Origin of the sequence: Hymenobacter ruricola (assembly GCF_015694525.1) — a bacterium.
GTDB lineage: Bacteria > Bacteroidota > Bacteroidia > Cytophagales > Hymenobacteraceae > Hymenobacter > Hymenobacter ruricola.
The window spans coordinates 152,350-164,816 of sequence record NZ_JADQDM010000001.1 but is presented as its reverse complement, the minus strand read 5'-3'; the positions used below and the strand labels follow the sequence as shown (position 1 = coordinate 164,816).

10 protein-coding genes are annotated in these 12,467 nt (G+C 65.3%); 3 read left to right on the top strand and 7 right to left on the bottom strand.

Translation table 11 applies throughout. From position 1 onward, the window contains the following. Positions 1-37 precede the first annotated feature (37 nt). The 5 genes from I2H31_RS00745 to I2H31_RS00725 all read right to left on the bottom strand — a co-directional run bounded on the left by I2H31_RS00745 (position 38) and on the right by I2H31_RS00725 (position 6,163). On the bottom strand, positions 38-2,185 hold the full coding sequence (locus I2H31_RS00745) for an FUSC family membrane protein (protein ID WP_196291083.1): 2,148 nt from the start codon (positions 2,183-2,185) through the stop codon (positions 38-40). 199 nt (positions 2,186-2,384) lie between these two features. Then, a complete protein-coding gene (locus I2H31_RS00740) occupies positions 2,385-2,678 on the bottom strand; it encodes a hypothetical protein (RefSeq protein WP_196291082.1) in 294 nt (97 codons plus the stop codon). Between the two features lie 39 nt (positions 2,679-2,717). After that, a complete protein-coding gene (locus I2H31_RS00735; protein ID WP_196291081.1) occupies positions 2,718-3,161 on the bottom strand; it encodes an ArsR/SmtB family transcription factor in 444 nt (147 codons plus the stop codon). Positions 3,162-3,525: 364 nt separating this feature from the next. Next, the gene (locus I2H31_RS00730) at positions 3,526-4,416 is read right to left on the bottom strand and encodes a cyanophycinase (RefSeq protein WP_196291080.1); all 891 of its coding nucleotides are present in this window, start codon (positions 4,414-4,416) and stop codon (positions 3,526-3,528) included. A gap of 169 nt (positions 4,417-4,585) precedes the next feature. Then, on the bottom strand, positions 4,586-6,163 hold the full coding sequence (locus I2H31_RS00725) for an FAD-dependent oxidoreductase (RefSeq protein ID WP_196291079.1): 1,578 nt from the start codon (positions 6,161-6,163) through the stop codon (positions 4,586-4,588). Positions 6,164-6,477: 314 nt separating this feature from the next. On the opposite strand from I2H31_RS00725, the gene I2H31_RS00720 reads away from it, so the two are divergent. Beyond that, the gene (locus I2H31_RS00720; RefSeq protein WP_196291078.1) at positions 6,478-8,247 is read left to right on the top strand and encodes a T9SS type B sorting domain-containing protein; all 1,770 of its coding nucleotides are present in this window, start codon (positions 6,478-6,480) and stop codon (positions 8,245-8,247) included. Between the two features lie 160 nt (positions 8,248-8,407). Here the strand turns inward: I2H31_RS00720 and I2H31_RS00715 are convergent, their stop codons facing one another. Both I2H31_RS00715 and I2H31_RS00710 read right to left on the bottom strand, forming a co-directional pair. After that, on the bottom strand, positions 8,408-9,370 hold the full coding sequence (locus I2H31_RS00715; protein ID WP_196291077.1) for a bestrophin family protein: 963 nt from the start codon (positions 9,368-9,370) through the stop codon (positions 8,408-8,410). 68 nt (positions 9,371-9,438) lie between these two features. Continuing rightward, positions 9,439-9,855 (bottom strand): RidA family protein, encoded by a 417-nt coding sequence (locus I2H31_RS00710; protein WP_196291076.1) that lies wholly within the window; start codon positions 9,853-9,855, stop codon positions 9,439-9,441. A gap of 172 nt (positions 9,856-10,027) precedes the next feature. On the opposite strand from I2H31_RS00710, the gene I2H31_RS00705 reads away from it, so the two are divergent. Both I2H31_RS00705 and I2H31_RS00700 read left to right on the top strand, forming a co-directional pair. Then, positions 10,028-10,840, top strand: coding sequence for an energy transducer TonB (locus I2H31_RS00705; protein ID WP_196291075.1), 813 nt, complete (start codon positions 10,028-10,030; stop codon positions 10,838-10,840). 57 nt (positions 10,841-10,897) lie between these two features. Next, a complete protein-coding gene (locus I2H31_RS00700) occupies positions 10,898-12,394 on the top strand; it encodes a DNA integrity scanning protein DisA nucleotide-binding domain protein (protein ID WP_196291074.1) in 1,497 nt (498 codons plus the stop codon). Positions 12,395-12,467 lie beyond the last annotated feature (73 nt).

The window sequence follows — 12,467 nt, the reverse complement described above, 5'->3', positions numbered from 1 at the left end:
TCTCGACAAGCTCGACATGACGGACGGGCCAGATGCGCTATTTCTCAATCAGCACCTCGGAAACTCTCCCGATATCCCCGCTCACTTTCTGAAGAAAAGCAAGCTGCTCCAGCAGCGTTTTGTCGTCGGAAGCACCGTTCCCGGCAGTTCCCAGGCCCAGCTCGGTGGCTGGCGCGGCGGCATCCGGGGTCATGCGGGCCAGGCTTTTTTGCAGGGCGGCCACGGCGCTGGTGAGGGCCCGGCGGCCCTCGGCGGCGAAGGGCGGCACGGCGGGCGCGGCCTCGCGCAGGGTGGCGGTGAGGGCGGCGATGTTGGAGGAGAGAATGTGGTTCAGCACCACGAATTCGTGGGTTTCGGTGGGGCGGTGCTGCTTGCTTTTGGGCTCGGTGAGCATGCGCTGGAAGGCCGCCGCCAGGTTGGCCCCGCTCACGTACACTTCCTTGCGCAGCAGGCGGTACTCGTTGGGCGGCAGGGGGCGGCCGGCCAGGCGGTTGGCCAGCTGGCGCAGGTAGGCGAGGTTGGCGCGCAGGGCGGCGGCCATGTAGTCGGTGAGCTGCTCCGATTCCCAGCGCGGAAACAGGAAATAGCCGGCCGAAAACGCGATGGCGCAGCCAATGAGCGTGTCGGTGATGCGCTCCTCGGCCACCCCAATGTAGCTCAGCCCCAAAAAGCTGAACATGATGAGCAGATAGGCCGTGAGAAAGATGACCGTGGCCAGATACACGGTACGCTGGAAACTATAGGCCAGCACCATGAACCCCACCAGCACGCCAAACCGCGCCTCCGTCCAGGGCAGGGCCCAGAGGATGGCCCCCCCCAGCGCCCCGCCCGCCAGCGTGCCGATGATGCGCTCTTGGTTGCGCTGGCGCGTGAGGCTGAAGCCGGGCTTGAGCATGATGGTCACGGTCATCAGAATCCAGTAGTTGTGCTGGCCGTGCCAGAGGCTTTCGGCCACGACAAAGGCCACCAGGCAGGCCAGCATCATCCGCACGGAATGGCGAAACACGCTGGAGCTGAGCGTAAAATTCTGGCTGAGGGCCTGCAGCTCGATTTCCTGGTGGGCCACGAACCGGGCGTGCTCGGCGGCGCGGCTGGGGGCGGGTACGTCGGCCGTCAGGCTTTCGTCGAAGTAGCGGCGGATGTTGCCCACGCGCCGGATGATGTCGCGCAGGTTGACGAGGATTTTCTTGAGCACCCGCGTCTGGCCGTCGGCGCTGCCGGCGTCGAGGGCGCTGATGCGGGCCTGCAGGCGCCCCCACTCCGCGCCGAGGTCGGGGCCCGGGCCGTCGTAGGGCCGGCCGGTCTGGATGGCCACGCCCAGGTGGTCGAGCTCGGCGGCAATGTGGCGGATGAGGCCCGCGATGTCGGGCAGCAGGCCGCTGCGCCCAAAGGCCTCGCGCACGTTGCCGTAGTCGTAGTACGCGGCCGTGATGCGCTCGTACAAATCCACGGTTTCAACGAACGTGAGCACGAGGCGGCGGCCGGTGCTGGTGGTTTCGTTCACAATCTGGCGGGTGCGAAACAGGAAGTCGCGGGCGGCTTCCTGCTTTTCGTTCACCACCACTTGCTGGGCCACCAGCTGGCGGTAGTCCTCCTCGAGGGCCGTGGCGGGGTTGTAGAACTTGGCTTTCAGCGCCAGAAACTGCGCAATGGCGTGCACGCACTCGCCTAGGGCCTGTTGGGCCGGGCGGTAGGGCCGCACCTGGTAGGCCACCAGGGCCAGGCCCGCGTACCACAGGCCGCCCAGCAGCAGCAGGCCCGCGTGCGGCAGGGCCTGGCTGAGGGCCGGCGGGTGGGCCAGCAGCAGCACCACGTTCAGCAGGCCGGCGGTGCCCACGGCCCCGGCCCGGGCGCCCCACACCAGCAGCATGGTGCACAGGAAGCTCAGCACCCCGATTTCCAGGCCCAGCCCCCACACGCTGGTGGCCGCCACGCTGGTGAGCAGGGCCGTGAGCTGCACCAGCGCCAAGGCCGCCAGCATGCCGTTGCGGCGGTGGGCAGGCGGGCCGGGGGTGTCGGTCACGCTCACGCACACGGCTCCGGTCGAGACGGTGAGGCCCAGGTCGAAGTGCCCCCACTGGGCCAGCAGCAGCGCCGGCAGCAGAATGGCCACCGTGGTGCGCACCCCGTCGGAGAAGTGCTGCCCGGTGAAAAAGTAGCGGAGGCGGCGGGAGTAGGAGTTCATGCGGAGGAAGCGCGGACGGGCTGCGTTTGGCGGGGATTACTGAACGTCATGCAGAGCGGAGCGAAGCATCTTTACCGCATCACTAACCCTTGTAAATAGATTACTGCCGCAGTAAAGATGCTTCACTGCGCTCTGCATGACGTTCGCGACTGCTTTTCCCGCCCCACACCTGCCGCCTGCCACACCCAAGCGCCCGCCCCTACAGCACCGTCGTATGCGGCCGCTCCGGGTCTTCGTCGTACGTCGTGGAGTCCTCGTCTTCGTACACGGCGCTTTCCAGGTCGTCGACGCAGGTTTCGAGTTGCTCCACTTCTTCTTCCTTTTCGGCCAGCTGCTGGCGCAGCTCGGCCAGCTCGCGGGCCTGTTGCTGCTGGGTGGCTTCGAGCTGCGCCAAGCGGTGGTCCTGGCAGGCGGGCAGGGTGGCGGCCAGCGCCAGGGCCAGCACCCCGCGCCGGCTCAGCCAGCGCATCAAGGCGGGTGAGGAGGTTTTCATTGGCTCAAAAATACGCAGGCGGGCGGGCTCCGGTTGGGCTTAGGCGGGCGGCGTTTCGCCCTTTACCACGGCCAGCAGCCAATCCTCGCCGGCGCGGCTGAGGCGGTAGCAGCGGCGCGTGCCGGCGGGCACCAGTTCCACCAGCCCGGCCTCGCGCAGCTCGCGCCAGGTGCGGGTGAGGCCGCTGGGCGACAAGTCCAACGCCGCTGCCAGTTCCGGCGCCGTGCTAAACAGGGTGGGCACGGCCAGAAACTGATGGCAGAGGTACGCCATCCGGCGCAGCCGCCGCCGGTCGCGCTGCCGGCCGGGCTGGGGCAGCCGCCCGGCCAGCCCCGCCCGGATGCGGGCCCGCAGGCTGCCCGCGTCCATGGGCACCGGCACGGGCTCGTCGCGGGCGAGCACGCGGCGCTCAAAAGCCGCCAGTAGCGCCGTTTCCGACGTGGCGGCTGGTTCGGGGTCTTCGGCAACGGGGGGAGTGGGCATGGGCGGGGTGCCCGCTAGTGCCGGGCCCCCGCAAGATACCCCACCCAGGTTCAGCAACCGGCCTACTCTTGCAGTAGCCGGCTTTGCCAGGGCAATACCAAGCTTATTTAAGCCCAAAGCAGGCATTGTATGAACCTAAGTAGGCACTGTTTAATCGAAAGCACGCATTTTTAAGCAGTAAGCAGGCATTTACAATCTATATGAAGGCATTTATAACTCATATAAGGGCATTTACAACTTATATGAGGGCATTTCTACCCTGTAAACATGCATTTTTGAACAATAAGGCAGCATTTTTAGAACAGAACCAGGCGTTCTTTACTCAAAAGCAGGCGTAATTCTGGCTCGCATGGGCCTGCCGTGGCTAGCGGTGCAGGTCCTCCTGCACGGGCAGGGTGTAGCACTCGCCGCAGCTCAGGATGTGCACCCGCAGGTCGCGGATGGTGATGGCCTCGCCCGACTGAATGCGGTGGATGTTGGTGTCGGTGCAGTCCTGGCCGTCCACGATGGTCACCACGCCGCTGCCGATGACTTCGAGCTCGCGCCCGTCGCGGATGACCACGGCGGTGTCTTCTTCCAGGCCCAGGCCAATGCAGCCGGGGTTGGTAGCAATAATCTGGGCCATGCGGATGATGCGGCCCCGGGCCACGAAGTGCGTGTCGATGGCCACGTCGTGCACAAACTGCAGGCCCGTGGTGACGTGGATTTCGTCCTTGAGCATGCCCTGATTGTCGCGGCCCTGGTAAATCATGGGCGTGCTCATGGCCGCCGCGCCGGCGCTGGTGCCCGCAATCACGATGTCGTCGTGGGTGAACCGCTCCTTGAGGCGCTTGAGCCAGGGCGTGCCGCCGAGCAGGGCCGTGAGGCGCAGCTGGTCGCCGCCGGTGAACATGAAGCCGTCGGCTTCTTCCATCTGGCGCAAGGCGTCTTCCTGGTGCCCCTGCTCGCGCGTTTGCAGGTCGAGCACGTCCACCCGCCCCGCGCCCAGGCTGTTGAATAAGTCGACGTAATCCTTGGCGGCTTCTTCGGGCTCCTGCGAAGCAATGGGCAGCACGAGAATGTTTTTGGAGCCCTTCACCTCGTCCACGAAGCGGCGCAAAATAGAATCGGGGGCGTTGTCGGCCTCGTACCCGGTGCCGGGGCGGGGCGATTTGTCTTCGTGCCCGCCGATGGCGATGAGCACGCCCTTGGGGGGCAGGCAGGTGGACTCGGCTTGGGTGTTGCGGGCGGGAGTTTTGGGTTTGCGGGAAGGCATGGTGAGAAGGCAGGAGCCGCTTGAACGGTCTGGGTATTGGGGGTAAATAGGAAAAGAGGGGTAGCCAGGGAGTAGCGCGGACTCTGTAGTCCGCGTCCCCGCGCCGCGTGGTTGTCGTTCGGGCTTCCGACGGGGACGCGGCGCGGGGACGCGGACTACAAAGTCCGCGCTACTGTGCTGGAGCCAGGCCGCTGGCGGCGGGGCCGTTCAGCAGCTCGCCGAGGGCGGTGAAGCGGGAGCCGTGGCAGGGGCAGTCCCAGCTTTTTTCGAGGCTGTTCCAGTGCACCACGCAGCCCAGGTGCGGGCAAATGGCCGAGCACTCGTGGGCGACGCCCTGCTCGTCCTTGTACACGGCCACTTTGCTGAGGCCGCGGCGCAGCACGGCGCCCTCCCCTACCCCAATTTCCTCAGGGGTTTTCACGTCGCCGCCGGTCAGCAGGTCGGTGTACTCGAAGGCCACGTTCACGTTTTCCTTCACGAACTCCAGGGCGCTTTCGGGCTTCACCGTGATGCGGCCGGGGTCGTAGAGGCCGGCCCAGGGGTTGGGGCGGCCCTGCAGGAGGTCGGTCACAATCATGGGCCCCAGGGTGCCGTGGGTCATGCCGTGGCCCGAGTCGCCGGTGATGATGAACACGTTGTCGGCATCGAGCGGGTTGCGGCCGGCGTAGGCCAGGCCGTCCTGCGGCTCCATCACCTGGCCCGACCAGCGGTACTCGAAGTCGCGCACCATCGGAAACCGGTCGCGCGTCCATTCTTCCAGGCAGCGCAGGCGGGCTTCGGGGTGCTCGTCCTGGCCGGTTTTGTGGTCTTCGCCGCCCACGATGAGCAGGTCATAATCGGTTTGGCCGCCGCGGGGGCCGGCGGGCACGTCCTGCAAGCGCACGTAGTGGTAGGGGTCGGGCGTGTCCCAGTACAGGGCTTTGCTGATGCTGCCTTTGGGCACGCGGGCGGCCACCACATAAGTGCGGTAGGCGGCCTGCTTGGTGTGCATCACCACCCGGTCGTTGAAGGGCGAGTTGGTGGCCACAACGATGCCTTTGCGGGCGGTCACTTCCACGCCGTCGGCGGTCACCACACGGGCATTGGCGCCGCCGTGCACTTCGCTCACGCGGGTGTTGGTATGAATGCGGCCGCCTTTTTGGGTGATGGCCTGGGCCAGGCCGTTCAGGTATTTCAGGATGTGAAACTGGCCCTGGTTGGGAAAGCGCAGGCATTCGCCGGGCTCGAAGCCGGTGGTGCCGGCCCGTTGCAGGTGCTCTACCTGGGTGAGGCCGGCGCGGTGGGCGGCGGCCAGCTCGTCGGCCAGCTCCTGCGACTTGCCGCCGGCGGGCAAAAACAGGAAGCCGTCGAGCCGGGTGAAGTCGCAGTCGATTTTTTCCTTCTGCACAATGCCTTCGATGGCGGCAATGGCGGTGGTGTGGCTTTCGGCGGCCAGGCGGGCGCCTTCCGGCCCAAACAGGTTTTCGAGGGTGGTGTAGCGGTCGTCGAGGGCGTTGGAAAGGTGGGCGGTGGTGCGGCCGGTTTCGCCGCTGGCCAGCTCGCCGTCTTCCAGCAGCAGCACCGGCACGCCTTCCTGGCTCAGCAGGTAGGCAGTGGTGAGGCCGGCAATGCCGCCGCCCACCACCACCACGTCGGTTTCGGCGTTGTCGGCGAGGGGGGCGAAGGTGGGCAGGGCCGGCGCGGTGCCAAACCAGGAAGTGGCCGTGGCCCCCGAGGTGCGGGCCGGGTTGGGAAGCTTTGTGGGCATAGCGGAAGGAAGGAGGTGGAGCCTGTGCTTACGCCCGGCAGCGGTTTCGCGTTAGGTTGAGCTTATTCCTTGCCTGGCCGGAAAGGGGACCGCAGAACCGCGTCAGGGGCCACCCAATGCCTTTCTGCCGGGTATTTAGCGGCGGGCACACAGTTCAGCTTGCGCAACGGTAGCCCGCTCATCGGGCAGCCGCCATTAAAGCTTTCAATTATTGTAGTGCTTGGAATAGTTATTGTGGTTAATTTACCCCCCGCAACCGCATAGGCGGTTGTTCCTCTTCATCACCCCTTCATTTTTCACCCCTCCATCACCCAATGAGAGCAAAGTTTACGCATTTCGCCTTCATGCTGGCCCTGCTGGGCCCGTGGGCACTGCGGCCCGCCCGCGCCCAGACCACCTACGTGCCGGTCACCGTGACGGGCTACACCGCCGACGTGATTGCCGAGAACACCCCGGTGGCCAGCTACACCAACAACACCGTGGACCGGGGCATTCCCACCGTGAAGTGGTGCTTTGCCAACAGCAATTTTCCGGGCCTGAGCGCCAGCAATGCGCTACCGGCCTCTGGCACGATTAACAGCATCACCACGCCTGGCCTGACCTTTCAGTTGGCCCCGTTCAACGTCAACAACTCGCTGCGAATTGATGGCAACAACGTAGCCAGCCCCGCCACGCTCGTGCTCACCAACCCGCAGCCCTGCAGCGAGGTGATGGTGCTGGCCGCCGAAGGCAACGGCACCACCGCCGCCGATAAAATCTTCAGAGTCAACTTTACCGACGGCACCTCCCAGACCTTCAACAATGTCATCGTGCCCGATTGGTTTAACGGCACCATTACGCCCGCCATCAACGTGGGCAGCCGGGTCAGCTACGTGACCAATGCCATCGACTTTACGCCCGGCAACCCGCGCCTGTACGAGGTGCGGCTGAACCTGAGCGTGGCCAACTACACCAAGTCGGTGCAAAGCCTCACGGTCATCAAATCGGTGGCCGACCCGGTGCTGAACGTGATGGGCATCAGCCTGGGCTCGAACTGCCTGGGCGTGCCCAACGGCGGCACGGCCGTGACCACCAAGCCCAGCGTGTGCCCCGGCGAAACCGTGGCGCTGGGCCTGACGGGGGCCACCGTGTCGGGCAGCATCACGTACCAGTGGCAGCAGTCGACGGGCACCGGCACCGGCACGTTCACCGACATTCCGGGCGCCACGGCGGCGTTCTACACGGCGCAGCCCACGGTGACCACCCAGTACCGGGCCGTGCTGACGTGCCGCCTGCAGTCGGGCAACTCCACGCCGGTGACCGTGACGGTGCTGCCGGCCACGGCCACGGTGGCGTATTCGCCGGGCCCCATCTGCTTGCCGGCCCCGGGCAGCGCCCTCACGGCGGCGCCCGCCACGTTCACGCCCGCGGGCGGCACGTTTAGCAGCACGGCCGGGCTGGCCCTCAACGCCAGCACCGGCGTCATCAATTTGGGCGCTTCCACGCCGGGCACCTACACCGTGACCTACAGCCTGCTCAACGCCTGCCAGGCCGTGGGCAGCACCAGCGTCACGCTGGTGCGCACGGCGCCCACGCTGGCCTACGGGGCACCCACGTACTGCCGCACGGGCAGCAGCGGCGCGCCCACGTTCACGCCCGCGGGCGGCACGTTTAGCAGCACGGCCGGGCTGGCCCTCAACCCCAGCACCGGCGTAATTGACCTGGCCGCATCCACGGCCGGCACCTACACCGTGAGCTACCTCATCGGGGGCGCTTGCTCGGCGTCGGCCACGGCTTCGCTGGTGGTGAAAAGCGACGCGCTGCCCATCTTCCCGAACGTCATCACCCCGAACAACGACCAGCAAAACGACGAGCTGGTGCTGAAGACGTCCGACGCGACGGGCACCCGCATCATTGCCGACGTGACGGGCTACCACATGCAGGTGTATAGCCGCTGGGGCCGCAAGGTGTACGAAGGCTACGACGCCACCAAAGGCTGGAACGCTGCCGACAACAGCGCCGGCATGTACTACTACCAGGTGAGCTACACCGACTGCACCGGCCGCCTGCGCGAGTACAAAAGCTGGGTGGAAGTGGTGAAGTAAGCGAAGATGTTGGGCTCAGGCCCGACGAGAAGAACGTCATGCTGAGCTTGTCGAAGCATCTCGCGTGCTATAGTAAATCATTTACTGTTGCACGCGAGATGCTTCGACAAGCTCAGCATGACGTTTTTTATTGCCCCATGCTCTCCCAACTCAGCCGGCTTTAATATAGCACGTCGTCAACGGCTTCAATCTTGGCGGGCAGGTCGTTTTCCTGCAGCAGCTCGCGGATGTCGATTTCGATGCTGCGGCAAATGGCCGTCATCGGTACGTCGTAGATGTCGTTTTCGAAGGGGTTTTCGCTGGTGTGGCCCACCACTTCGATAACGTTGAACACCCACGACACCAGCACCGAAAAGGGCACCATCAGCCAGACGTGGTGCTGGCCCAGGGCCGAGCGGCTGTCGAATTCCTCCACCAGGCCCAGGGGCAGCAGGGCCGCGAATACCCAGACGAAGACGAAGCTGAAAAACGCGTACTGCCGCGGAAAAGGCGTGTTTTTGATGCGCTCGCAGCCGCCCTGCGCATTGAAGAGGTCCTGGATGGTTTGCATGAGGGCCACCTGCCGGAACTCGGTGAGCACGCCCAGTTCCGACAGCTCGCGCAGCTCCACGCTCTGCTGGCGAAGCAGGTGGGTGGGCGGGTTGCTGAGGTTCTTGGCGTTGGCGGCCTCGTTGGGTGGCAGGAAGGGCGCCACTTCGGTGTCCCAGAGCTGGGCGGTTTGGCGGCGCAGGTGCAGGCGCAGGGCGTTGCACCAAGCTACCTGGCGGTAGAGCAGACGGCGGTGCAGCGCCGTAATGGCGGGCCCATCGGGGCCGTTATGGTCGGCGGGCGAATGCACGAAATCGAACACCCGCACGGCCCACACGCGGCTGGTGTTCACGATGCTGCCCCACAGCTGGCGGCCTTCCCAGAACCGGTCGTAGGAGCCGTTGCTTTTGAAGCCGATGTAGAAGGCCACGGCCGTGCCCAGCATGGCCACCGGCTGCCACGGAATGTCGAGCACGTGCACATTGAAGGGCCCGTACAGCAGACACACGGAAGTATTGTAGACGAAGAAGATGAGCAGGCTGCGCCAGGTGAGGCGCCACACCACGCGCAAGCGAAGGTTTTTACGAACGTACATGAGGGGGCTTAACCTGCAAAATCGCGCGGGGGTTATAAAAAAGGCATTAAATCGCCATTAATACGCCCTTATCGCGGCAGGGCGGCGATGCACTTCAGCTCGATGGCAATGGGCGTGGGCAGGCAGTTGATTTCGAGGGTGGTGCGGCAGGGCTGGGCCGTGGCAAAGTACTCGGCGTAGAGGCGGTTATACACCGGAAAGTCGTCCTTCATGTTGGTCAGGAACACGGTCACGTCCACCAGGTCGTCCCAGTCGGCGCCGGCCTCTTCCAGGATGTAGCGCACGTTCTGGAACACGGCGCGGCACTGGCTTTCGAAGTCATAGCGCAGCACGTTTCCGCCCTCGTCCAGTTCGACGCCGGGAATGGCCTTTTGGCCGCGCTGGCGCGGGCCCACGCCGGAGAGAAACAGCAGGTTGCCCACGCGGCGCGTGTAGGGGTAGGCGCCCACGGGTTCGGGGGCGCGGGAGGGTTGAGGCTCGGTCATGGGGAGGGAAAAGCTGGCGGGAACGGGGGCGAAAGTAACCGGTTCGGCGGAACCCTGGCCGACTTAATTGCCTTGACTGGCAAGGTTTTTTCAGCAGGCTGCGTCCTGGTTACCGTTATTTGCACACCTCATTCCGGAATTTATCTATTCATTGCCCGTCTCGTTCCTTTACATGAAACGCCTCCTGCCTCTACTGTTCACCGGCTGCATCGGCCTCAGCGCCCACGCCCAGAAGCTCAAGATGCCGCCCAAGCCCTCGGCCACCACCGTGTACGACTCGGTGGCGCAGCCGGCCGTGCCCCTCGGCGGCACCGAAAAATACGCCGACTTCCTGGCCAGCCACCAAAAATACCCGGCCAGCGCCATGCAAAAGGGCATTCAGGGCACGGTGAAGGTGAGCTTCATCGTGGAGAAAACCGGCACGGTGAACGAGGTGAAGGTGGAAAACCCGCTGTCGCCGGAGCTCGACGCCGAGGCCATTCGCCTCATCAAGAGCGGGCCGAAGTGGACGCCCGCGCGGCACCACCGCAACGAAATCGTGCGCCAGCGCGTGGTGGTGCCCGTGTCGTTTGTGCTGTCGCCGGGCAGCACCACCACCGTGGGCACGAAGGGCAAAGTCAACCCCATTGCCGCGCCGGCCGCCGACATTGCCGCCTCGGCCAACCCCAACGTGCGCCCCGTGGTGGCCCCCGACCGCCCCACCCAGCCCGTGGGGGGCACCCAGGCCTTCTTCGACTGGATTGAGAAAAACCAGAAATACCCCCTGCTGGCCAAGCAGCGCAAGATTCAGGGCAAGGTGATGGTGGAATTTATGGTGCAGCCCGACGGCAGCCTGACCGACATGCGGGTGGTGAAAAAAATGGGTTCCGGGCTCGATGAGGAAGCCCTGCGCCTCATCAAGGCCGCGCCGAAATGGGAGCCGGCCATGTTTCAGGGCAAGCCCATCAAGCAAAAGATGCTCTTGCCCGTCTTGTTTCAATTGTAAGGCCTTCTTTCCGGCGCCGGGGGGAGGAGCTTTTTGCTCATTGCTTGTTATATCGGTATGATTCCCGTTCTCGCCCCCCATCCCACCCTGCTCTGGCCCCACCAAACGCGCTACCACACCGCCGCGCAAGCGCTGGCGCGCGACCTGTTCGACGCCCTCGACGACGACCTGCAGCCCCAGGTGGTGCTGCTGGCCCTGCCCACCGAAACCGACCTGCCCGCCCGCTGCCTGGAGCCCCAGGAATGCGGCCTGCCCGCCAAGGCCTTTGCCGACGTGGTGGCCCGCGGGCGCATCATTCAGCTCACCACCCCGCGCCCCTACCCCGACCGCGACGACGTGACCCCGGCCATGATTCGGCGCAAGCACGAGGGCATGGGCATCCGCGACGCCGTGCAGGAAATCCTGGACGCGCTGGACGAAAACTCGCTGCACCAGCACTTTTCCGGCTGGCCGGTCGAAATCAAGGGCTACTTCGTGGTCACCATTCTGCGTTTGCAGCGCAAGCCGCTGCGCGCTTACCCGTCGCTGCGCCCCTACCGCTTCTACACCGACGGGCGGCCGCTGGCGCCGTCGCTGCTGGTGGCGGCCATGTACCGCTTCAACGAGGAAATCTTTAAGGCCCTGAACGACGCGGAGCCCGGCGCCGGCCTCTTCGTGCGGCCCCGCGAAAGCGAGGAACTGCTGCGCAGCGCTGGCAAAACCCTGCTCGACACGCCCGCGCAGGCGCTGGGCCTTGACCCCGCTTCGGCCACGCTGTTTGCCACCTGCAACACCATCAGCAGCCTGCGCTACGAGGGCGCCGAGGGCGTGGGCAAGCTGCTGCTGGCCCGCCGCGGCCACCCCAACATCGAGGAAATCTTTGCCCTCACCTGCCCCACCGACCTCACCGACTACCGGGCCGTGCGCAAGCTGCTGGAGATGACCACGCCCGACGTGCACCTGCTGGCCGACGGCGAAAACGTGTACGCCCTGGGCCGCCTCACCGGCAAGTACGACGCCGAGCGCGAAGATTTGTTCGTCATCAACTTCGTGACGCACTACGCCTGGGAGCTGCAGCACGACGGCCACGTGCTGCTGCGCTCGCACTACGGCCTGCCGGGCCTGCCCCGCACGCGCCTCAACCGCACCAGCTTCCGCAAAGCCCTTAAGCGCACCTTTGCTCTCACCGACCACGCCAAAGTGGAACGCCTCTGGGACGTGGTGCTCGAAGCCAGCCGCCAGAAGCACGGCACCCTGCTGGTCATCACCACCGAAGCCCTGGCCGAAGCCGACCGCCTCAAGCTCCAATGCACGCTCATTGAGCCGGTGCCGCTCACGCCGCTCATCACGCGCCTCGTCACCAGCATCGACGGCGCCGTGCTGCTCGACCCCGAAGGCTACTGCTACTCCATCGGTGTAATCTTGGACGGCCGCGCTTCGGGCCGTGGCGACAGCACCCGCGGGGCCCGCTACAACTCGGCCCTGCGCTACGTGGAAAGCTCGGACTACCCCTGCCTGGCCGTGGTGGTGAGCGAAGACGGATTGGTGGACATCATTACTTCGGAACAGGAATAGAAATCGGGTTTTGAGGGAGCTGCCTCCTGATATGAGCAAGCCCCGGCACTGCGCAGTGCCGGGGCTTGCTGGC

Bases quoted from the DNA above. Each gene is read 5' to 3' on its own strand.
- I2H31_RS00745 (WP_196291083.1), bottom strand. From the start codon at position 2,185: ATGAACTCCTACTCCCGCCGCCTCCGCTACTTTTTCACCGGGCAGCAC.
- I2H31_RS00740 (WP_196291082.1), bottom strand. From the start codon at position 2,678: ATGAAAACCTCCTCACCCGCCTTGATGCGCTGGCTGAGCCGGCGCGGG.
- I2H31_RS00735 (WP_196291081.1), bottom strand. From the start codon at position 3,161: ATGCCCACTCCCCCCGTTGCCGAAGACCCCGAACCAGCCGCCACGTCG.
- I2H31_RS00730 (WP_196291080.1), bottom strand. From the start codon at position 4,416: ATGCCTTCCCGCAAACCCAAAACTCCCGCCCGCAACACCCAAGCCGAG.
- I2H31_RS00725 (WP_196291079.1), bottom strand. From the start codon at position 6,163: ATGCCCACAAAGCTTCCCAACCCGGCCCGCACCTCGGGGGCCACGGCC.
- I2H31_RS00720 (WP_196291078.1), top strand. From the start codon at position 6,478: ATGAGAGCAAAGTTTACGCATTTCGCCTTCATGCTGGCCCTGCTGGGC.
- I2H31_RS00715 (WP_196291077.1), bottom strand. From the start codon at position 9,370: ATGTACGTTCGTAAAAACCTTCGCTTGCGCGTGGTGTGGCGCCTCACC.
- I2H31_RS00710 (WP_196291076.1), bottom strand. From the start codon at position 9,855: ATGACCGAGCCTCAACCCTCCCGCGCCCCCGAACCCGTGGGCGCCTAC.
- I2H31_RS00705 (WP_196291075.1), top strand. From the start codon at position 10,028: ATGAAACGCCTCCTGCCTCTACTGTTCACCGGCTGCATCGGCCTCAGC.
- I2H31_RS00700 (WP_196291074.1), top strand. From the start codon at position 10,898: ATGATTCCCGTTCTCGCCCCCCATCCCACCCTGCTCTGGCCCCACCAA.